Here is a 19,270-nt window from a genome sequence, read left to right as displayed (position 1 = left end):
TCCAGGTTCTTCTTGGTTACTGCCCAGCCCAGTCGGCACTGCGCTTTTCAGTTGACACTGGGCAGCGAAACCGCGCCACGGTCCAGCAGTTCAGCCGCGACCTCGCGCCCCAGTGCCTCGACTCCGGCGAGCTCGCCGAGTCCGGAAGCCCGGAGCAATTCGTCGTCCGGAGTGGCCGCGACCCCGCGCAGGGACACCCGCTCCACGACCTTGCCCTGCTCATCGAGGTCCTCGACGACCTCGGCGAGCGCGCCGACCGGGGCCTGACACCCCGCTTCGAGCGTGGCCAGCAGCGCCCGTTCCGCGGTGACCGCGGCGCGAACGCGCGAATCGTCCAATGTGGACCGGAGCAGGTACTCCACGTCCACGTCCTCGCACCGGCATTCCACGGCGAGCGCGCCCTGGGCCGGTGCCGAAAGCATCTGCAGCGGGTCCAGCAGTTCGGTCACCTGACCGAAGTTGCCGGTCCTGCGCAGCCCGGCCGCCGCGAGCACGACCGCATCCACCTCACCGTCGTGCACCTTGCGGATGCGGGTGTCCACGTTCCCCCGGATCCCGACCACCTCGAGGCCCAGCCCGAGCGCACGCAGCTGCGCGGCCCGTCGCGGGGAACCGGTGCCGATCCTGGCCCCCGGCGGCAGCTCACCGAGGGTGAGCCCGTCCCGCGCGATCAGCGCGTCCCTCGGGTCCTCCCGTTCGGGCACCGCGGCCAGCGAGGTCCGCGGGTCCGGCCCGGTCGGCAGGTCCTTGAAGGAGTGCACCGCCACGTCGACGGTACCGGTGGCCAGCGCGTCGCGCAGTGCGTTGGTGAACACACCGACCCCGATCTCGCTGATCGGCCGTTCCCGGTCGGCATCGCCGGGGGTGCGGATGGTGACGATCTCGGTCTCGGTTCCCGCGGCGCTGAGCCGGTCGGCGACGAACTCGGCCTGGGCGAGCGCGAGCGCGCTGCCCCGGGTCCCGATGTGCAGCCGGTTGGTGGAATTCGATCGCACCGCGCTCAACGCGGCCCTCCTTCGGTTTCGGACACCGCGACCGGCGCGTTCGGGTCGAGGTTGAACAGCTCACGCAGCGCGTCGGCGTACTCGATCCCACCGGGATCCGAGGCGAGCTCCTTGACCCGGACGGTCGGGGTGTGCAGCAGTTTGTCGACCACGCGGCGCACGGTGTAACCGAGTTCGGCGCGCACCTGGTCGTCGAGTTCCGGCAGCTTGGCGTCGAGCCGGAGCATCTCGGCGTCGACGACCTCGGCTGCCCGCTTGCGCAGGGCGGTCACGGTCGGGGTGACCGCGGCGGAGCGCTGCCCGTCGAGGTAACCCTTCACTTCCCTGGTGACGATCTCCCGCGCGATGCGGGTCTCCTCGCCGCTGCGGCTGTTCGTGAGCCGCCGCTGCAGCGATTCGATGTCCACGATCGTGGTGCCCGGCAGCTCGGCAACCTCCGGGGCGATGTCCCTCGGCAGCCCCAGGTCGCACAGCACCAGCCGATCCCGCACGGCACTGCGCACGGTCTCCGCGTCGAGCACGACCTCACTCGCCCCGGTCGCGGTCACCACGACATCGGCCGAGCGCAGCTGCTCGGTGAGGGTGTCGAGGCCCGCGGCGCGCGCGTCGGTGCCCTCGGCCTCGATATTGGCCGCGAGCCGCCGCGCGTTGTCCATGGTGCGGTTCGCCACGATGATCTCGCCGACCCCGGCACGCCGCAGGTGCGCCGCCGCGAGCCCGCTCATCGCGCCCGCGCCGACCAGCAGCGCGGTGCGGCCCTCGAGCCCGCCGAGCGCGCCCTTGGCGTCCTCGAGCGCCTCCGAGACCACCGAGGCCCCCGCGTGGTCGATCCCGGTCTCGGAATGCACCCGCTTGCCGACCCGCAGCGCGGTCTGGATCAGCTCGTGCAGCACCTGGCCGACCGCGCCGCGCTCGGTCGCCGCCTGGTAGGCCGCGCGCACCTGGCCGAGGATCTGCGGCTCGCCGACCACCATGGAGTCGAGCCCGGAGGTGACACTGAACAGGTGCTCGATCGCGGCACCCGAGTAGTAGACGTAGAGGTTGTCGACGAGCTCCTGGGTCTCGCACCCCGCCGCGCGGGAGAGCACCGAGCTCACATCGGAGAGTCCGCCGTGGAAGGTCTCGACCGCCGCGTACACCTCGACCCGGTTGCACGTGGACACCACGGCGACCTCGGAGACGTTGGCGCAGCCGAGCAGTTCGTCGAGCAGCTTCGGCAGGTCCGCACCGCTGACCGCGGCCCGCTCGAGGGTGCGCACATCCGCGGTCCTGTGGGAGAGCCCAACAGCAAGCACGCTCATGACGGGTTCGTCACCATCCCGTTCGTTCCTTCTTCGGCCGCACGCGTGCCGGCCCGCCGCGCCACGTGGAATGACAGGATCTGCATCTCCACGGCGAGGTCGACCTTGCGTACCTCTACATCGTCCGGCACCACGAGCTCAACGGGTGCGAAGTTCAGGATGCACCGCACGCCCGAAGAAACCAAACGCGCGCACACCGACTGCGCCGAGGAGGCGGGCGTCGCGATCACCCCGATCGTGATCCCGCGCTCGGCGCACACCTCGGTGATGTCCTCGATATGCGAGACCTGGATGCCTCCTACCGGCACACCCAGCAGATCCGCGTCCACATCGAACAGCGCGCGAACCGGGAAACCCCTTCCCGGGAAGCCGCCGTAGTTGGCCAGAGCGTGACCAAGATTACCGATCCCGACGACCGCCACGGCCTGGTTCGCGGTGAGGCCGAGGACACGTTCGATCTCCTCGGTGAGCACCCGGACGTCGTAGCCGACCCCGCGGGTGCCGTAGGAACCGAGATAGGAGAGGTCCTTGCGCAGCTTCGCCGAGTTGACCCCGGCAGCGGTGGCCAGTTCCTCGCTGGACACGCTCGTGACCTCGGTTTCGGTCAGCGAGGAGAGCGCACGGAGGTACACGGCGAGACGGGAGACCGCGGCCTCCGGAATCGGACCGTGCTGCCCGTGTGCACTCTTGGCCACGTACTCGCTCCCGAGGGGTTCATGCTTGACCGGCGCGCAGGCGGGAATGCCGCGCGAATGCGCCCTGAACCAAGGTATCCAACTCGGGAACGATTACACAAAACGGCTGGTCAGCCGGTTACAGTGGCTTGTCGATGATGAAGATCGTGGCGTTGGCCGCCTTGATGTTGCCGCAGATCACGTTCGCCTTCGCGCCATCGGACCCGGTCACGGTCAGCTCGTCGCCGGACCCGGAGACGCTCAGCTTGCCGTTGCCCGCGAGCGTGCTGAACTGCTTGCCCTCGGTCAGCGAGGACCGGTTCTGCTGCTCGGTGAGCACCTGCTGGCGCAGCTTGTCGGCGCTGTTCGGCGCGGTGGCGCTGTCGGTCGTGGCGAACACGGTGTAGTGCTCACCCTGCTTGTTCAGCTCCGGCCCGAGCCCCGCGCGCTGCACGGCTTCGGAGAAGTTGGCGAGCATCGGGATCTTCGCGATGGCCTCGGCGGCGGGGAGATCGCCGGTCTGCGTCTGCGGCAGCTTCGAGCAGGCCTTGCCGAACGGCGCGCCCGCCTCGTTCGAGGAGCTTGCCGGGCTGGCCGAGTTCGCGCCGTTCAGCGGTGCCATGGCGTTGCCGTCGCTGACCTCGTTGCCGCCCTTGGCGGGCTCCTCCCGGTTCGTGCAGCCGGCGACCGTGACCGCCGCGATGATCGCAAGGGCGACCGCACCGGCCGGCTTCTGGAACTTCCGCACTTCTGCCTCCTCCTTCATCCGCCAGCCCTATCTTCCCCGCACGGCTTCGCCGGGTTATCGGTGGGTACGGCGAACCGGCTCGGTGAACACCGTGGAGACCGGGCCGTCCTCGTCGTAACCGTTCTCCGCGAGCCAGCGGATGAGCACCGAACGCACGCTGGCCAGGGTCGGCCGCTGCCCGGGATCGGAGTGCAGCACCTCGCCGAGCAGCCCGGCGTGCACGCTGTGAGCTGGCAGTTCGCGCGGATTCTCGGCCCGGGCCGCGGCCATCAGCGCGGCCATCGGCGTCTCGCGGGTGCCCCGTGGCGGCTGCCCGCAGAGCGCGAAGCTGACCGTGGCCGCGAGCTGCCAGGCATCCGAGGCGGGCGAGGCGCCCTCCCCCGAAGCGGTCTCCGGCGCGAGGAAATCGGGTGTGCCCATCATCATGCCGGTCTGCGTGAGCGTCGAGTCGCCCGCGCTGCGCGCGATCCCGAAATCGATCAGGTGCGGCGAGCCCTCCGGGTCGAGGATGATGTTCGAGGGCTTCACATCCCGGTGCAGCACACCCTGCTGGTGGGCATCGTCCAGCGCACCGGCCATGGTCGCCCACAGCCGCGCGGCCGCGATGTCGTCCAGCCCGCCACCGGCCGCGCGCACCGAATCGGACAGCGAGGAACCCGCGATGTACTCCATCACCAGGCCCATGCCCTCGGGTTCGCTGGCGATGTCGAAGATCTTCACGCAGTTCGGGTGCCGGACCGCGGCCAGCGCGCGCGCCTCGCGCATCATCCGCTCCTCGGTCTCGGCGTCCGGGGCGTGCGCGAACTTCACCGCGACGGTGCGGCCCAGGTTGGTGTCCTTGGCCAGCCACACGGTGCCGAACCCGCCCTTGCCCAGCTGGCGGATCTTGCGGAACCGGCTGCCATCGGCCGGGATCGTCTCCGGGTCCTCCTCCATGAACGGCAGCGGGCCCGGGGTGTCCGCGAGCCGGTCACCGGGCAGCTCCGGTTCGGGTTCGGGCTCCAGCTCATAGCGCGGCGCCGGGATGCGATCGATCACCGACCAGCGCGGCGCACCGGGGAGCAGCACCAGCAGTGAGCCGATGAGCAGCATCGGCACGTAACCGAGCCAGGCGGAGACCATCACGTTCGCCGGGAGCCCGAAGGTGGCCAGGATCAGCAGCACGTGCGGGATCCACAGGCACAACCGGCCCGGCCAGCGCGGTCCACGGCGGAACGCGGCGCGGGCGAGCAGCGCGATGCAGATCAGCCCGACCAGTGGCACGCCGACCAGCAGTGCGACGTAGATGACCTCCACCGCGCGGCCGTTTCCCGAGGAGGTCAGCGCGTGCCAGACGTTCGGGCCGCCCATGAAGTACGAGCCCTGCTGGCGCACGAAGCAGGACCGGCCGCCCGTGCTGATCCGCCCGGAGCCGAGCACCTGCCCGAGCGCACGGAAGGCCAGCCAGGGCAGCAGGGTCGCACCGACCAGGCCGAGGACGCCGAACACGGTCAGCAGCGGAGCCGGATAGCGATTGCCGGTCCCCTTGCGCACGATCGCGAAGATCAGCGCGATCAGCACCGGTACCAGTGCGAACACCGCACCGGCGAGCGCGGTCGTGGAGAGCCAGTCCCCCTTGCAGAGCGGGAACGGGATGATCCTGTGCAGCGAGGTCAACAACGCAGCGACGAGATCGGTCACCAGGTCCACTTCCCCGCTCTCCTCGGGCTGCCACGTACAACTCTCCCCCACGATAGATGGCGACCACAGCGACGGATGTAATGGTGCGCACCCGTGTCGCTACCCCGAATGGCGGTAATTCCTCATCGGGCCCCCGCCGACCACCGCTGGAACAGGCGCGCGTAGGCCCCCTCCTGCTCGAGCAGTTCGGTGTGCGGGCCGAGTTCGGTGATCCGGCCGTCCTCGACGACGGCGACCCGGTCGGCCGAGCGCGCGGCCCCGAGCCGGTGCGCGATCACGATCACCGTCCGGCCCGCCAGGGTCGCGGCCATCGAGCGGTCGAGCTCCCGTGAGGAGTCCGCGTCGAGCAGTGAGGTCGCCTCGTCGAGCACCACGATCCGCGGATCGGCGAGCACGAGCCTGGCCATCGCCAGCTGCTGGGCGCGCGCGGCCCCGACCGTGACCGCGCCGTCGACATCGGTGTTGGTCACCCCGCCGGTGATCATCGTGTCCAGTCCGGCGGGCAGTTCGCCGAGCCAGTCACCGAGACCTGCCGTGCGCAGGGCGGCGCGCAGCTGCTCGTCCACCGAGTCCGATTCGGTGATCGCGAGGTTCTCCCGCAGGCTCGCGGAGAACACGTGCTGTTCCTGGGTGAGCAGCACGACCTGCTCGCGGATCCGTTCCAGGCCCAGTTCGGTCACCGGAACCCCGCCGATCCGCACCGATCCGCCGGTGGGCTCGTACACCCCGGCGATCAGCGCGCCGAGGGTGGATTTCCCCGCACCGGAGGGGCCGACCAGCACCATCCGTTCCCCTTCGGCGATCTCCAGATCCACCCCGTGCAGCACCTCGTGGCCTGCGCGGTAGCCGAAGCGAACCCCCTGCAGCCGGACCTCGTGCCCCTCGGGTGCCGCGCTCGGCCGCGCGGTTTCCCCGTGGTCGGCGCGCAGCTGCTCGACGCCGAGGATCCGGCGCAGCGCGGCCGAGCCGGTCATCAGCTCATCGACCCACTTCAGCAGCTCGTAGAGCGGGTCCGAAAGCGCTTGCGCGTAGAGCACCACCGCGGCGAGGGCACCGATACCCACCAGTCCGGACTGATAGCTCCACCAGCCGATGAACAGGATCGCGAGCAGCGGGAGCACGTAGGCAAGCTCGGCACCCGCGTCGAAGGCACCGATCAGCCGCGCCTGTTTGCGCCCGTTCGGCCGGAGCACGCCGAGCACGAGCGCGTTCACCTTGACCCGGCGCGGCGCCCTGCCCAGCTGATCGAGCACCCGGCCGCCGTCCACCGTCTCCGCGATGGTGGCCTGCGCATCGGCCGCCGAGGCGAGCTCGATATCGATCGCGGTCCGCATCCTCGGCCGGTACCAGCGCACCGCGACCACGAACACCGGGACCGCGATCAGCATGCCCAGCGCCGGAAGCGGAGCGGTGAGCAGCATTGCGACCGCGGTGAACAGCACCGTCACCGTGGCGACCAGGATCTCGGGCACCGCCTTGCTCAGCCCTTCGTCCAGCTTGTCCACACCCGAGGTGGCCCGGGACATCAGGTCACCGCTCGAGGTGGACTCGACCGTTGCCAGCGGCAGGCGCAGCGTGGCGGCCACGAATCCCTGCCGCGCGCTCGCGAGCAGTTTCTCGCCGAGCATGATCCCGCGCAGCCGCGCGTACCGCAGCAAGACCGCCTGCACGATGAGGACCGCGAGGAAGGCCAGCGCGATACTGTCGACCGTCTCCACCGTGGTGCCCGCCACGACCGCGTCGAGCAGGTGCCCGAGCAGCCGGGGCGCGATCAGGCCGACGACCGTCGAAGCGGCGAAGCAGCCGAGCGTCACGGCGAAGGCCGCCTTGTTCGCCAGCGCGGTGTCGATGATCCAGCGCCGGACACGCGCCGCGTCCGCGAGCGGGAACCTGCGCATCACACCGGCTCCCGTTCGTCCGCGGACACGGGATTCACCCGGAGCCGCACATCCGCCACGTCCGTCCACAGTGGACTCTGACTGAACACCACGGTCGTCTTCCCCGCGCGCAGCCGCGCGATCCGGGCAGCGATGCGGGCCTCGGTGTGCGCATCGACCGCCGAGGTCGGTTCGTCCAGCACCAGTACATCCGGATCGGTGGCCAGCGCCCTGGCCAGCACCAGCCGCTGGCGCTGACCGCCGGAAAGCGACCGGCCCCGCTCATCGAGCAGCCCGTCCGGAATCTGCTCGAGTACCTCCTCGGCCTGCGCGGCATGAACGGCGCGGCCGACCGGTAGCCCGCCCTCGGTGGCCAGTTCCTCCCGCGCCGGCCCGGAGAACAGCAGGTCACCACCCGAAGCGAGGATCATCCGCGCGCGCAGCTCGCCGCGGGGCACCTCGGCGAGATCGACCCCACCGGCAAGCACCCGGCCACCCGGCTCCGTCTCGCCGAGCCGGACCAGCCGCTCAGCGAACCCGGCCGCGTCCGCTCCGGCGTCCACCACGGTGAGCCGGCCTGCCGGGAACACGAGCCCGGTCTGCTCGTCGCGCAGGTCCAGGTCTCCGGGTGGCAGTGCGCGCGAGCCTGCCGGTTCTGCCGGTTCGGTACCGATCTCCAGCACCCGGCACACCTTTCGTGCGGCCACGAGCGCCGAGGTCACCGAGTCGATCGCGGCCGTGGTCACGGCGACCGGCACGACCAGATAGGCGGCGGCCCCGTAAAAGGCGATCAGCTCGCCGACGGACAGCTCACCGGCCACGACCAGGCGGGCACCGAGCCAGGTGATCGCCACGGTGACCAGACCGGGAAGCAGCACCTCGCCGAAGGAGAACCAGGAGTCCACCCGGCCGACGGCGACCCCGGCCGCCCGCACCCGTTGACTCGTGCGGTCGAACCGTTCGCCGAAGGCACGCTCACCGCCGATCCCGCGCAGCACCCGCAGCCCGGCGACGATGTCGGCCGCCATGGTGGCCGCCGCGCCCACCTGCTCGCGCTGGCGTGACTGCCTGCGCTGCAGCGGGCGGACCAGCGGGCCGATACCGAGCACCGCGAGTGGCACTCCCACGATCACCAGGGTGGCCAGCAGCGGTGAACGCGGGAACAGCAGCACCGCGACGACCACGAACGAGACGAGCGCACCCACGATCGCGCCGATAAACTCCGCGAACTCGGCGATGTGGTACCCGTCGGTCGTGCCCGCGGTCGCCACCTCGCCACCGCGCAAGCGTTTGCGTACCGCGCCACCCACCTCGGCGGAGTGGTCGTGCACCAGCTCCTCGACATCCCAGGCGATGTGCGTCCAGATCAGGCCGGACAGATAGGGCCCGAAGGCACCGCCGAGCAGCATGGCCGCACCGAGCGCCGCCATCAGCAACACCTGCGAGACGAGGGCGTCGAAGTCACCCTTGGCGATCCCGTCATCGATCGCGGTGCCGATGACCAAGGGCAGCACCGCGGTCGGCACGATCTCGACACTGCCGAGCACGACAGCGCCGAGAAGGAGACCGGCGCGCCTGCGCAACAGCGACCGGAGGAAGCGGACCGGGCCGCGTGAATCAACACCCCGCACGACTGCGCAGGCTAGCCACGGAGACGGGCGCCCAACCACTGATTTTACGGCGTCACCGCCCCCGGAACCGCGCCATGCACGGGGCAATTATTCGGTTGTGGACAGGTCATCATCCAACGGCGCCCCCAATCCGGCCCGGTGTCCCGGACGGGTTCGGTGTCAGCGGTTCGTGGCCCCGGTGACCGCGCTCGCCCACTGCTCGCCCGCCACCACCACGTGATCGAGGAACCGCAGACCGAGCGTGGCCGCCGCGTCCATGAGGACCTGGCTGGAGCGCTTGTCCTGCCAGCTCGGCTCCGGGTCGCCGGAGGGATGGTTGTGCGCAAGAGCGAATCCGCGGCCGTCCTGGCGGAGCACGACGTTCAGGATCTCCCGCAGCGGGAGCGGGACCTGATCGATACAGCCCTCGGCGAGCACGATCCGGTACCGCAATCGGTCCCGCGCATCGGCCACCAGCACCACGAGCCGTTCGGTGCGCGCGCCGAAGAACAGCGGCCGGGCGACCGCGGCGATCTCACCGGCCTCGTGCAGTTCGGAGGCCGGCTCCGCGGGTTCTCGTGCCCGCGAGGCGAGATGGAAGGCCGCGACCAGGCTGGCCGCCTTCACCGTTCCAACCCCGGTCATCCTGGCCAGCTCCTCGGGGCGGGCGTTCGCCAATCGCTGCAGGCCACCCTGCTCGGCGAGCAGCTGGGCGGACACGTCGAGCGCGCTCGCCCCCACCTTGCCGTTGCGGAGCAGCACCGCCAGCAACTCGGCATCCGTGAGCGCCTGCGGGCCCAGCGCGAGCAACCGCTCCCTCGGACGCTGATCCCCCGGTATTTCCGTCATCGGTATCGACATCGTCTTCTCCCCTCAGTTTTCGGCTGATGCCCGGCATGATGCCCGGGAGCACCGACAGAAACGTGGCCTTCGCCACGGGAGAGCGCGCGATCGGCGGAGAAGAATTGCCGTCGTAGCGTTGCGTAGACTGAATGCACCGAGTGATCACATACGGCGACGGTAACTTCATCCACTCGTGGGGTGACCAGGTATTGATCTCAGGGCATGATACTCATCGATGGTTGCCGAACAGACCGGAAATGACGCATGCTCGCAGTCAAGCGAGCCGTTCAGAACCGTCTGCGGCTTGAACAGACTCGGCTCCGGCAAGCGGAGTGCAGATCAGCGAGCGGAGAGGGGCACGCACCATGGTCGCGCCGGCAAGCGCAGAGACACCGGCTGGTGTCGACCTGCGCAAGCTCGCCGCGCGCCTCGCATGGACGTTCCTGTTCACCGTCGGCCTGGTGCTGTGCTGCTCGGCGATCGCCTCGGCCGCCGAGAAGCCCTCCGACGGGCAGAGTGGCCAGCAGCAGGAAGAGCACGCCGATAGCTCGCCGGGCCTGCTCGGCGGGCTGACCAAGGGCCTGACCGGAACACTCGATTCCACGGTCCGCAGCCTCCCGGTCGTCAACCAGATCGTGCGAACACCGGAACCGGAAACGCCCGCGCCGAAGCCCTCGCACTCCTCGAGCTCCGGCGGACACTCCAGCGGTGGCCTCATCGAGCTCCCGATCCACGGCCACCAGTCGCCGAGCCACGTCGACGCGTCCCCGAGCGCCAGTGGTTCGTACGTCTCCGTGCCGGAGAAGCCGAGCAAGAGCGAGCCGGCACCGGCCAAGCAGGAACAGCAGACGGCGGCCAAGCCGAGCAAGCCCGTCGAGCACACCACGCAGCGGCACACCGAACCCACGCACCCGGTGGCGGCCTCGGTCGCCTCCAACCAGCAGATGAGCTCGGCGAAGCCGGATATCAAGCCGGACACCTCGAAGACCACCGAACAGCGGCACAAACAGCGGCTTCCCGAGCCGGTGCCCGCCGATCAGGGCGGGCCCACGGCCACCCAGGGACATTCCTCCGGGTCCGGCGGTGGCGATCGGGGCGGAAACGGCGGAATGTTCGCCATTCCCGCCCCTGCCGATCAGCTCACCGTTCCCTCGGCGCGGCTCGCCGACGCGGCCTACACGGTCCGGCATCCGAGAACCGCGCCGAGCAGGCCGAGCGTCTCCCCCGACTGACCTCCGAGGCGAGTTCCGCGGGACCCGTGTGTCCACGCACCCCTCTCCCGGCCGGCTATCGCGGCCGTTCCTCGCTATTCCCGCACGAACCCAACTGACCGCCGGCGCCCCAACAGGCTCCCGATCGGTTCACCGCGCCCGAACCGATCGGGTATCGCCCCGAACGCCAGGCCGCGCGTTGCCCCACGCGCAGGCCGCATCGGGGCAAGCGGACCGGGTGCCGAGTCGTGCCCCCGACTCGGCACCCGGTCTCGCCATTTCCGGAGCCTTTCAGAGCTCATTTCGGAGCCCTTCCCGGAGCCCTTCCGGAGCTCCTTCAGACCACCGGCAGATCCGGTGCCTCGACCACCCCATCGGCACCGTGCAGCCGCGCCGAAGCCGCCGCGATCACCCGCACACACTCGCGCAGCTGCTCGGCCCGCTGGGCGAACGGAACCCGGATCCACCGCTCCAGTCCGCCGTGCGCGCCGAACCGGCCACCGGGAACGAGCCACACCCCGTCCCGCTCCGCCTCCACGACCAACCGGGTGCTCACCGGCTCGGGCAGCTCGCACCACAGCGAGAGCCCGCCGCCCGGAACCCGGAAGCTCCACTGTGGACAGTTCGCGCGCAGCAGGCGCACCAGTTCGTCCCGGCGTTCGCGCAACAGCTCCCGCCGCTCCCCGAGGTCTCCGTCGAGCAGTTCGGCGAGCAGCAGCTGCTCGAAGATCGGCGCACCCAGATCGGTACGCGCGAGCCGCTCGATCACCTCCCGTTCCGCCCGCACCCAGCCGATCCGCAGGCCGCCCCAGTGCGATTTGCTCGCCGAACCGATCGTGATGACCTGACCGGGCGCGAGAGCGGCGAGCGGACGCGGCGCCTCGGCTCCGGTGTAGTCGAGCTCCACGACGGTCTCGTCCACCACGAAGGGGATCTTGGCGCGCCGCAGAATCCGGCCGAACCGTTCCCGGTCCGGCTCGCTCATCCGGTGCCCGGTGGGGTTCTGGAAATCGGGCACCACGTACCCGATCGCCGGATTCGCGGTGCGCAGCGCGGTTTCCACGGCCGGGAGATCCCAGCCGGACGCGGTCATCGGCACCGCGAGCGGACGCAGCCGGGCCCGTTCCACGGCGAGCAGCGCGTTCGCATAGCTCGGCTGCTCGATCAGGCAGCGGGCCCCGGGCGCGGTATACACCTCGAAGATCCGGGACAGCGCGGTGAGCGCGCCCGTGGCGACGAGCACCTGACCGGGTTCGGTCGGCAGGCCGCGCGCGGTGAACCACTCCGCGATCCGGGCTCTGGTCTCCGGGACGCCGAAGGCCGTGTATCCGCTCGTCTCGAGGAACCGGGGGAACCGCAGCCGCGCGGCCTCGAAGGCACGCATCAGCCAGGGCACCGGTTCCGGGGCGGCGCGGGCGAAGTCGATCACGCCAGGGCCCGGCTCGCCGAGACCGAGCCGTGGCGTGTCCCCCGGAAGGCTCGCCCAGGATCCGGAACCCTGCCGGGAGTGCACGAACCCGTCGGCGCGCAACCGGTCCAGCGCGGCGCTGACCAGGGTGCGGCTCGCCGGAAGGGCGCGCGCGAATTCGCGTTCCGCGGGCAGCAGGGTGCCGATGGCCAGGCTCCCCTCGATGATCAGTACCCGCAGCGCGGCCGCGAGCTCGGCGGCGGTGCGCCTGCTGCCCTCGGCATGCCAGGAGCCGAGCAGGGCGACCAGTTCGCGCGCGCCGATCCGCGCCGTCGTCGGATGTGTCACCCGGCCAATTATCCCCGATTGGCCTTTGGTTCGCAGACCAATTATCCGCGATGCTGGTCTCATGGCTGTCGATCTGTCCCCGGTCGCCATCCGGGTCGCCGCCCCGCGCAGGCTCATTCAGCTGTTCGCCGGGCTCGCCCTGTATGGCTTCACCAATGCCATGGTGGTGCGCGCCGACCTCGGCCTGGATGCCTGGAACGTGCTCAACCAGGGCCTCTCCGATCGGCTCGCTCTACCGTTCGGCCTGGTCACCGGGCTGGTCAGTGTCGTGGTGCTGCTCGCGTGGATCCCGCTGCGGCAGCGGCCGGGATTCGGCACCATCGCCAACATCGTGGTGATCGGGGTGGTCGTGCAGCTCGGCTTGCTGATCATCCCGCCGCAGCACTCGCTCGCCTGGCGCATCGCGCTGCTGGTCGGCGGCATCGTGCTCAACGGCGTGGCCACCGCGACCTACGTCGGCGCGCGCCTCGGCCCCGGCGCCAGGGACGGGCTGATGACCGGGCTGCACCTGCGTACCGGGTACTCGATCCGCCTGGTGCGCACCGGCATCGAGGTCACCGTGCTGATCATCGGCTGGCTGCTCGGCGGGACCGTCGGGATCGGCACCGTGCTCTACGCGCTGTCCATCGGCCCGCTCACCCAGTTGTTCCTGCGCGTGGTCGCGTACCGGGGGCGGTAGCCTCGGGCGCGTGTCACCACGGATCGAATGCGCCGAGGCCGATGGGGTCGGGGTCGACGGGCGAACGCGCCCGAGCGAGGACCGGATCGCCGTGCTCGAGAACGCCGTCATCCTGCTCGACGGCGCGACCAATCTCGTGCCCGGCAGGCGCAGCGGCGGCTGGTATGCCGAGCAGTTGTGCACGGAACTGAGTGCGCGGCTGCGCGCCGAACCGGATGCCGGACTGGTCACCGTGCTGGAGACCGGTATCGCCGAGGTGGCCGAGCGGTTCGGGCTGGTTCCCGGGGATTCGCCGTCCGCCACGGTGGCCATGCTGCGGGTGGGCGCCGACCGGGTGGACGCGCTGGTGCTCGCCGACTCGCCCGTCGTGCTGCGCACCAGCGAGGGCATCGAGGTGCTCGCCGACGACCGGCTACGTGAACTGCCCCGATCCGGTGGCGGCTACCGGAAACGGCTCGCCGAGGGCGGTGGATTCGGGGAGGGGCACCTCGCCGCACTGCGCGCCGGTGCCGAGGCGACCGGGCGACTGCGCAATGTGGACGGTGGCTTCTGGGTCGCCGAGGCGGATCCGGGCGCTGCGCGGCAAGCGGTGACCGGAAGCTGGCCGCGGGGCCGGGTGCGTGCCGCGTTACTGGCCAGCGACGGGGTCTCCTGCGCGGTGGACGACTACGAAATCCTGGACTGGGCCGGGGTTTTCCGGCTGGCCGCCGAACAGGGACCGGGTGCGGTCATCGAGGCCGTGCACACTGCCGAGCGCGCGGATCCGGACGGGGCGCGCTGGCCGCGGCCGAAGGTCTCCGACGACAAGGCGCTCGCCTACCTGGACCTGGAGCCGACCGGATGAGCGCGCGCAAGAACATCAACACGATCGACTGGTTGATGCTCGCGCTCGCGATCATCTCCGTCGGCCTGCTCATCTACGCGATCTTCTACAGCAACAATCCGGAAACCGAGCACTGGATATTCGTCGCGGACACCTCGATCTGCGGCCTTTTCCTGCTCGAATTCCTGTGGCGCTGGCACAAGCACGGCTGGGAGAAATGGTTCCCGCTGCGCAACTGGTACGAAATACTGGGCATGATCCCGGTGGCCCATCCGGCACTGCGCGGATTCCGGCTCATCCGGGTCGTCGTGGTGCTCATGCGGCTGGGCCGGGCCGCCGACCGGGCCTTCGGCGAGCAGTTCACCCAGCGGCTCATCGAGCGCCTTTCCGCCCCGATCGTGCGGGCCATCAAGAAACCGATCACGATCGCCGTGCTGGACGAGGTCGTCAAGGTGCTGGAAACCGGGAACTACCCGCAGAATCTGGCGCGGTCCCTGGAGGAGAACCGCACGGAACTGCGCACGATCGTCGCGGAGAAGCTGCGCGAGGATCCGCAGGCCGGACGGCTACGCAGGCTTCCGTTCCACGACGAGGTGGTGCAGGGGGTCATCGACACCGCGTTCCGGATCGTGCTCGAGGTTCTCGGCGACCCGCGCATCGACGAGTTCTTCGCCGATGTGGTCAAGGAGAACCGCGAGCAGATCCGCCGTGCCGTGCAACTGGGGCTGCACGAGCAGGAGGACGAGGATGCGGAGCAGGAGTTACCGGTGAAGACCCAGCACCGGGTGCTCGAGGAGGAGCAGCACCACGGGCCGAGCGTGACCATCAAGGAAGGGCATCGAGCTCCCTGAACAGGTCGACCGCCAGCGCGTCCACGGTCCTCTCCGGATGCTGGGCGTCGGGCGCCAGGTTGCCCATCATCGCCAGCGCCGTACCCGAATCGGGGCAGAAGAGCGCATAACTGGAGAAGCCACCGGTTCCCCCGTCGTGCCCGAGAATGGCGCGCCCGCTCGGCAGGGTGCCGTGGATCCAGTCCAGGCCGAGGCCGACCTTGCTCGCCGGATCCGTGAAGTGGACTTTCTGGGTGTTCCGGATCGCCGCGGCGAACGGCCCGGATTCCGGGGCGAGCTGATGACCGAGATAACGCAGCTGATCGTTGACCGTGGAATACGCCGAGCAGCCGGCCGCAGCGAAGGTTTCCCCTGTCCAGTCGGGAACCGCCTGGCCCTGGCTGTATCCCTGCGCCTTGCGCTGCCGCTGTTCCGGATTCAGGCACAGCGCGGTGTCCCGCAGCCCGAGCGGGACTGTGATCGTGCGCAGCATCTGGTCATACCGTGAGGAAAGCGCCTGACCGAGAAGCGCGAACCCGAAATTGGAGTAGTCGAATTTGGTACCCGGAACGCTTCCCAGTTTCGTCTCGGCGAGAAACCGCGCCAGATCCGCACGGGTGATCGCGCGATAGGGATCGAGCGGATCGAACCCGGGAACCTTGTCGATGTTCGCGGGCAACCTCGGCAGTCCGGAGGAATGCGTCGCGAGGTCCACCAGCCGGATTTCCTTGCCCTGCGCGGTGGGAACCGGCCAAGGAACGCGGTTGCGTACCGGTTCGTCGAGCCGGACCACACCGCGCTCCACCGCCTCGGCGAGCATCAGCCCGGTGAACGTCTTCGTCACCGAACCGAGCTGGAACACGGTGTCCCCGTCCGGGCGCGCCGAGCCCGCACCGGCGAGCCGTCCGGCCCCTTCGACGTACTGCGTGCCGCCGCGGAGCACCCCGCAGACGAGACCGGGAAACCCATAGGAGATCCCTTTGTCGAGATAGCGCCGCAGCAGGGCAGGCACATCGCCGGTGGCCGCATTGCCCGCCGTGGCGCTGCCACCCGCGAGCGCCACCGCACCCACTCCGGCCAGGCTCGCCCCGAGGAACCGCCGTCTGTCGAACGTCATACTCCGTCCTCCTCAGCCGTGGGACTCTGATTTACGAGATTCCGTAATGGGAGGGCCGCGGTGGCGACCACGACGAGCAGCGGGATCACCCGCGCCCCGGGGACCGCGTAGCGCCCGCGGCCCGTGGTCTCCAGCCAGCCGGCCGCGACGAGTTGCTTGAGGTGGTGATAGAGCTGCCCGGTGGTGCCGAGTTCGGCGAGTTCGGCGAGTTCGGCCGCGGTCCTGGTGCCCGCGAGGATCTTCTGCACGAGCAGCATCCGCACCGGGTGGCCGAGCGCGGCGAAGCTGCCGGAGAGCTCGGACCAGTCGATGCCGAGCAGCCAGTCCGTCGGTGCGCCCTGCTGCCAGCGATAGTGCTCGCCGTTGGGCAGCGCGGTTGCCCCGGTGAACAGTACCTGCCCGGAGTCCTGGGCACCGCGCTCGAGCAGGCCGTTGAGCGCCCAGAACGTGTCCTCGCCGAGTTGCCCCGTCGCCGCCTCGATCCGCGCGACCCGCTCCTCGAGCGCCGCGAGCCGGGCGGCGGTCCCCTCTCGGCCAGACATGCAGGAACTATAAATATTACGTAATTCATGTGCAAGTGCCACAGGGGTGAGTTCGGTTGGTAGAAACGGGTCATGGCACATGGCAGCCTCGCGGACCTGCTCCGCCGGATCGACCGCGGCGGTTACGGTCAGTACCGCCGGTTGAGCGGAACCTGGGAGCTCGACCGGATCGGCATCGAGGTGCAGCGGGTACAGGCGGATCCGTTCGCCCCGCCCTCCCGGATCCGGGTCACCGTGCCCGCCGAGGTCGCCGATCTCTCGCCGGAGTTGTGGCGCGGGAAGGCCCGGGCCACCGCGCTCGCTTCGTACCTGGTGCGCCGGTTGGCCGCGAATCTGCGCGGGGGCGCGTTCCGGGTGGACGCGGGCGGCCAGGAGGTGCTGGCCCGGTCCTCGAGCGAGGTCGCCGATGGCGTCGTGCACTTTCGCATCGGCATCCAGCTCCCCGGCAAGGGCCGCACCATCGACGGGGTGACCGCGCACCGCCTGCTGTGCGAGCAACTACCGCAGGCCGTACGGAAAGCGCTCGATTTCCGGTACGAAACGGCCCGCGAATTCGTCGAGACGATCGAGGACTCCGCGGCACTGCGCGACAAACTTCCCGAGCTCGGCCTGGTCGCGTTCGTGGCCGATTCGGCGCTGCTTCCCCGGCGCAGCGGAATCGACGACCGGCCACTCGAATCGGGCGGAATTTCCTTCCGGTCGCCGGAATCGCTTGCTGCCAAGGTCGAGCTGCCGAATCGCGGAACCGTCAGCGGAATGGGAATTCCCGAGGGCGTCACGCTGATCGTGGGCGGCGGATTCCACGGAAAATCGACCCTGCTGCGCGCCATCGAGCGCGGTATCTACGACCATGTCCCCGGTGACGGCCGTGAACTCGTCGTGGCGCGCACCGATACCGCGAAGATCCGTGCCGAGGACGGGCGCGGTGTCGAACGCGTCGACGTGCGCCCCTTCGTCGGCGAACTGCCGACCGGTTCGGACACCGGCGACTTCTCCACCGAGAACGCCTCGGGTTCCACCTCCCAGGCGGCTTCCATCATCGAGGCCGTCGAAGCCGGGGCACACACCCTGCTCGTGGACGAGGACACCGCGGCGACCAACCTGATGATCCGGGACGCGCGCATGCAGGCGCTCGTCGGCAAATCCTCCGAACCGCTCACCCCGTTCGTGGACCTCGTCCGGCCGCTGCACGCCGAGCACCAGGTGTCCACGATCATCGTCATGGGCGGCTCCGGTGACTACCTCGACATCGCCGACCGCGTGCTCATGCTCGACTCCTACATCGCGAGCGAGGTGACCGAGCAGGCCCGCGCGATCGCCGCGACCCCGACCGGGCGCGCCGTCGAGGCCAGCACCTTCGGCCCGATCCGGCATCGCAGCCCCGAGCCCGGTTCCGTGGACGCGCGCGGTAAGAACGGGCGGACCAGGATCCGCAACCGCGGCACCGACACCCTCCTGCTCGGCGAGAGCGAGATCGACCTGCGCGCACTCGACCAGATCGTGGATCCCAGCCAGGTCACCGGAATCGGGCTCGCCATCGAGAAACTGGCCCGGTCCGGCGCCCTCACCGACACCATCGCGGCCGCGCTCACGCACTACGCGGCCGAGCTCGCCGATGTTCCCGCACTCGCGGCGGGCAGCACGGACGATTTCGTCGTACCGCGCGCACTCGATATCGCCGCGGCGCTGAATCGCTTACGCACCTTGCGCATCCGAGACCTGAAGTCGTGATCGGCTCCGCGGTCGTACTCGGGGCCGGAGTGGCCGGGCTCGCCGCGGCGGCCCGGCTGCGCGAACACGGCTGGCGGGTCGAAGTGCTGGACCGCGCGGCGGGCCTGCCGGAATCGGGGATCCCGCTGGCGGTTCCCTGTCCGGAGCTGGACGGGCCGGAGTACCGGGTGCGCGAGCTGCACGCGGACGGCCGGGTGCGCGCCGAGGGGACCCGCATGGTCCAGATCACCGAGTACGGCACCTTGCTGCGTGGCCTGTACGAGGCATCCGGCGATGTGGTGCGGTTCGGGGTGGATGTGACGGATCTGGGGCAGTTGAGCGGACACGATGTGGTGCTGGCCGCGGATGGGGCCCGCAGCATGGTGCGCAGGGCGCTGTTCGGGGAGGGTTATGAGCCGCGCCCGGTTCGCGGTGCGACGTGGTTCGGGATCACCGGCACGCCGGTGGCCTCGGTGACCGAGACCCGGGGCCACGGTGCGCGGCTGCTGTCCTTCCCGCTTCCCGATGGCCGCACCGGATGGTTCGCTTCCGCGCGCACGGGCGAGGTTTTCCGGGACTGGCAGGGATCCCTGGCCCGGGACGGCGAATGGCTGGCGCATTTCCGCTGCCGCCCGCTGCCCCGCTACGCGGTCCGGCACATCGCGCTGCTCGGCGATGCGGCGCACCCGCTCGATCCGGAGGACGGTCTGTGCGCGGCACTCGGCGACGCCCGCGCGGTCGCGGACGCGCTCGCCGCGGCCGGGGAGGTCCCCGCCGCGCTCACCGCCTACGACCGGGCGCGCCGGAAGCAGGTGCAACGGTTGCTGCGCACCGAACGACTCGCGTTCCGCCTCCGCTGAAGCCG

The 19,270-nt window shown here is 70.2% G+C and carries 17 protein-coding genes; 6 read left to right on the top strand and 11 right to left on the bottom strand.

Annotated elements, in window-relative coordinates; translation table 11 throughout:
* Positions 1 to 47 precede the first annotated feature (47 nt).
* From hemC to AD72_RS16580, 8 genes are all read right to left on the bottom strand, one after another.
* Positions 48 to 1,004: a hydroxymethylbilane synthase gene (hemC, locus tag AD72_RS16615; protein ID WP_031467432.1), complete on the bottom strand. Its 957-nt coding sequence runs from the start codon at positions 1,002 to 1,004 to the stop codon at positions 48 to 50.
* The gene (locus tag AD72_RS16610) at positions 1,001 to 2,305 is read right to left on the bottom strand and encodes a glutamyl-tRNA reductase (protein WP_031467431.1); all 1,305 of its coding nucleotides are present in this window, start codon (positions 2,303 to 2,305) and stop codon (positions 1,001 to 1,003) included. Before AD72_RS16610 ends, hemC begins: the two co-directional genes overlap by 4 nt.
* On the bottom strand, positions 2,302 to 3,000 hold the full coding sequence (locus tag AD72_RS16605; protein ID WP_037346145.1) for a redox-sensing transcriptional repressor Rex: 699 nt from the start codon (positions 2,998 to 3,000) through the stop codon (positions 2,302 to 2,304). The genes AD72_RS16610 and AD72_RS16605 overlap by 4 nt, the downstream gene beginning before the upstream one ends.
* A 118-nt stretch (positions 3,001 to 3,118) precedes the next feature.
* Positions 3,119 to 3,727, bottom strand: coding sequence for a fasciclin domain-containing protein (locus AD72_RS16600; protein ID WP_197284995.1), 609 nt, complete (start codon positions 3,725 to 3,727; stop codon positions 3,119 to 3,121).
* Positions 3,728 to 3,781: 54 nt separating this feature from the next.
* Positions 3,782 to 5,416: a serine/threonine-protein kinase gene (locus AD72_RS16595; RefSeq protein WP_231644866.1), complete on the bottom strand. Its 1,635-nt coding sequence runs from the start codon at positions 5,414 to 5,416 to the stop codon at positions 3,782 to 3,784.
* 113 nt (positions 5,417 to 5,529) lie between these two features.
* Positions 5,530 to 7,305 (bottom strand): ABC transporter ATP-binding protein, encoded by a 1,776-nt coding sequence (locus AD72_RS16590; protein WP_031467427.1) that lies wholly within the window; start codon positions 7,303 to 7,305, stop codon positions 5,530 to 5,532.
* Positions 7,305 to 8,915, bottom strand: coding sequence for an ABC transporter transmembrane domain-containing protein (locus AD72_RS16585; RefSeq protein WP_051898692.1), 1,611 nt, complete (start codon positions 8,913 to 8,915; stop codon positions 7,305 to 7,307). The genes AD72_RS16590 and AD72_RS16585 overlap by 1 nt, the downstream gene beginning before the upstream one ends.
* 159 nt (positions 8,916 to 9,074) lie before the next feature.
* Positions 9,075 to 9,755 carry a JAB domain-containing protein gene (locus AD72_RS16580; protein WP_231644865.1) on the bottom strand — a complete coding sequence of 227 codons (681 nt, stop codon included), beginning with the start codon at positions 9,753 to 9,755 and terminating at the stop codon, positions 9,075 to 9,077.
* A 347-nt stretch (positions 9,756 to 10,102) separates the two neighbouring features.
* Here AD72_RS16580 and AD72_RS16575 point away from each other — a divergent pair, with 347 nt between their 5' ends.
* On the top strand, positions 10,103 to 10,969 hold the full coding sequence (locus AD72_RS16575; protein WP_031467424.1) for a hypothetical protein: 867 nt from the start codon (positions 10,103 to 10,105) through the stop codon (positions 10,967 to 10,969).
* Between the two features lie 316 nt (positions 10,970 to 11,285).
* On the opposite strand, the gene yczR is transcribed toward AD72_RS16575, so the two are convergent.
* Positions 11,286 to 12,704, bottom strand: a complete 1,419-nt coding sequence (gene yczR, locus AD72_RS16570) for a MocR-like transcription factor YczR (protein WP_051898691.1) — start codon at positions 12,702 to 12,704, stop codon at positions 11,286 to 11,288.
* 61 nt (positions 12,705 to 12,765) lie between these two features.
* On the opposite strand from yczR, the gene yczE reads away from it, so the two are divergent.
* The 3 genes from yczE to AD72_RS16555 are packed head-to-tail and all read left to right on the top strand — an operon-like array spanning position 12,766 to position 15,057.
* Complete coding sequence (yczE, locus tag AD72_RS16565) at positions 12,766 to 13,383, top strand: membrane protein YczE (protein WP_031467422.1); 618 nt, start codon at positions 12,766 to 12,768, stop codon at positions 13,381 to 13,383.
* Positions 13,384 to 13,393: 10 nt separating this feature from the next.
* Positions 13,394 to 14,227, top strand: a complete 834-nt coding sequence (locus AD72_RS16560; RefSeq protein ID WP_031467421.1) for a hypothetical protein — start codon at positions 13,394 to 13,396, stop codon at positions 14,225 to 14,227.
* The gene (locus tag AD72_RS16555; RefSeq protein WP_037346142.1) at positions 14,224 to 15,057 is read left to right on the top strand and encodes an ion transporter; all 834 of its coding nucleotides are present in this window, start codon (positions 14,224 to 14,226) and stop codon (positions 15,055 to 15,057) included. The genes AD72_RS16560 and AD72_RS16555 overlap by 4 nt, the downstream gene beginning before the upstream one ends.
* Here the strand turns inward: AD72_RS16555 and AD72_RS16550 are convergent.
* Complete coding sequence (locus AD72_RS16550) at positions 15,032 to 16,153, bottom strand: serine hydrolase domain-containing protein (protein WP_037346139.1); 1,122 nt, start codon at positions 16,151 to 16,153, stop codon at positions 15,032 to 15,034. The two genes, AD72_RS16555 and AD72_RS16550, sit on opposite strands and share 26 nt — an antisense overlap.
* Positions 16,150 to 16,695 carry a helix-turn-helix domain-containing protein gene (locus tag AD72_RS16545; RefSeq protein ID WP_037346137.1) on the bottom strand — a complete coding sequence of 182 codons (546 nt, stop codon included), beginning with the start codon at positions 16,693 to 16,695 and terminating at the stop codon, positions 16,150 to 16,152. Before AD72_RS16545 ends, AD72_RS16550 begins: the two co-directional genes overlap by 4 nt.
* 72 nt (positions 16,696 to 16,767) lie before the next feature.
* Between AD72_RS16545 and AD72_RS16540 the strand changes: the two genes are divergently transcribed.
* The gene (locus AD72_RS16540) at positions 16,768 to 18,426 is read left to right on the top strand and encodes an ABC-ATPase domain-containing protein (protein WP_051898690.1); all 1,659 of its coding nucleotides are present in this window, start codon (positions 16,768 to 16,770) and stop codon (positions 18,424 to 18,426) included.
* Complete coding sequence (locus AD72_RS38055) at positions 18,423 to 19,265, top strand: NAD(P)-binding protein (protein ID WP_031467416.1); 843 nt, start codon at positions 18,423 to 18,425, stop codon at positions 19,263 to 19,265. The genes AD72_RS16540 and AD72_RS38055 overlap by 4 nt, the downstream gene beginning before the upstream one ends.
* The last annotated feature ends 5 nt before the right edge of the window (positions 19,266 to 19,270 follow it).

Origin of the sequence: Sciscionella sediminilitoris (assembly GCF_000737195.2) — a bacterium.
GTDB lineage: Bacteria > Actinomycetota > Actinomycetes > Mycobacteriales > Pseudonocardiaceae > Sciscionella > Sciscionella sediminilitoris.
The sequence above is the reverse complement of the archived record's forward strand: the minus strand, read 5'-3'. Positions and strand labels throughout refer to the sequence as shown.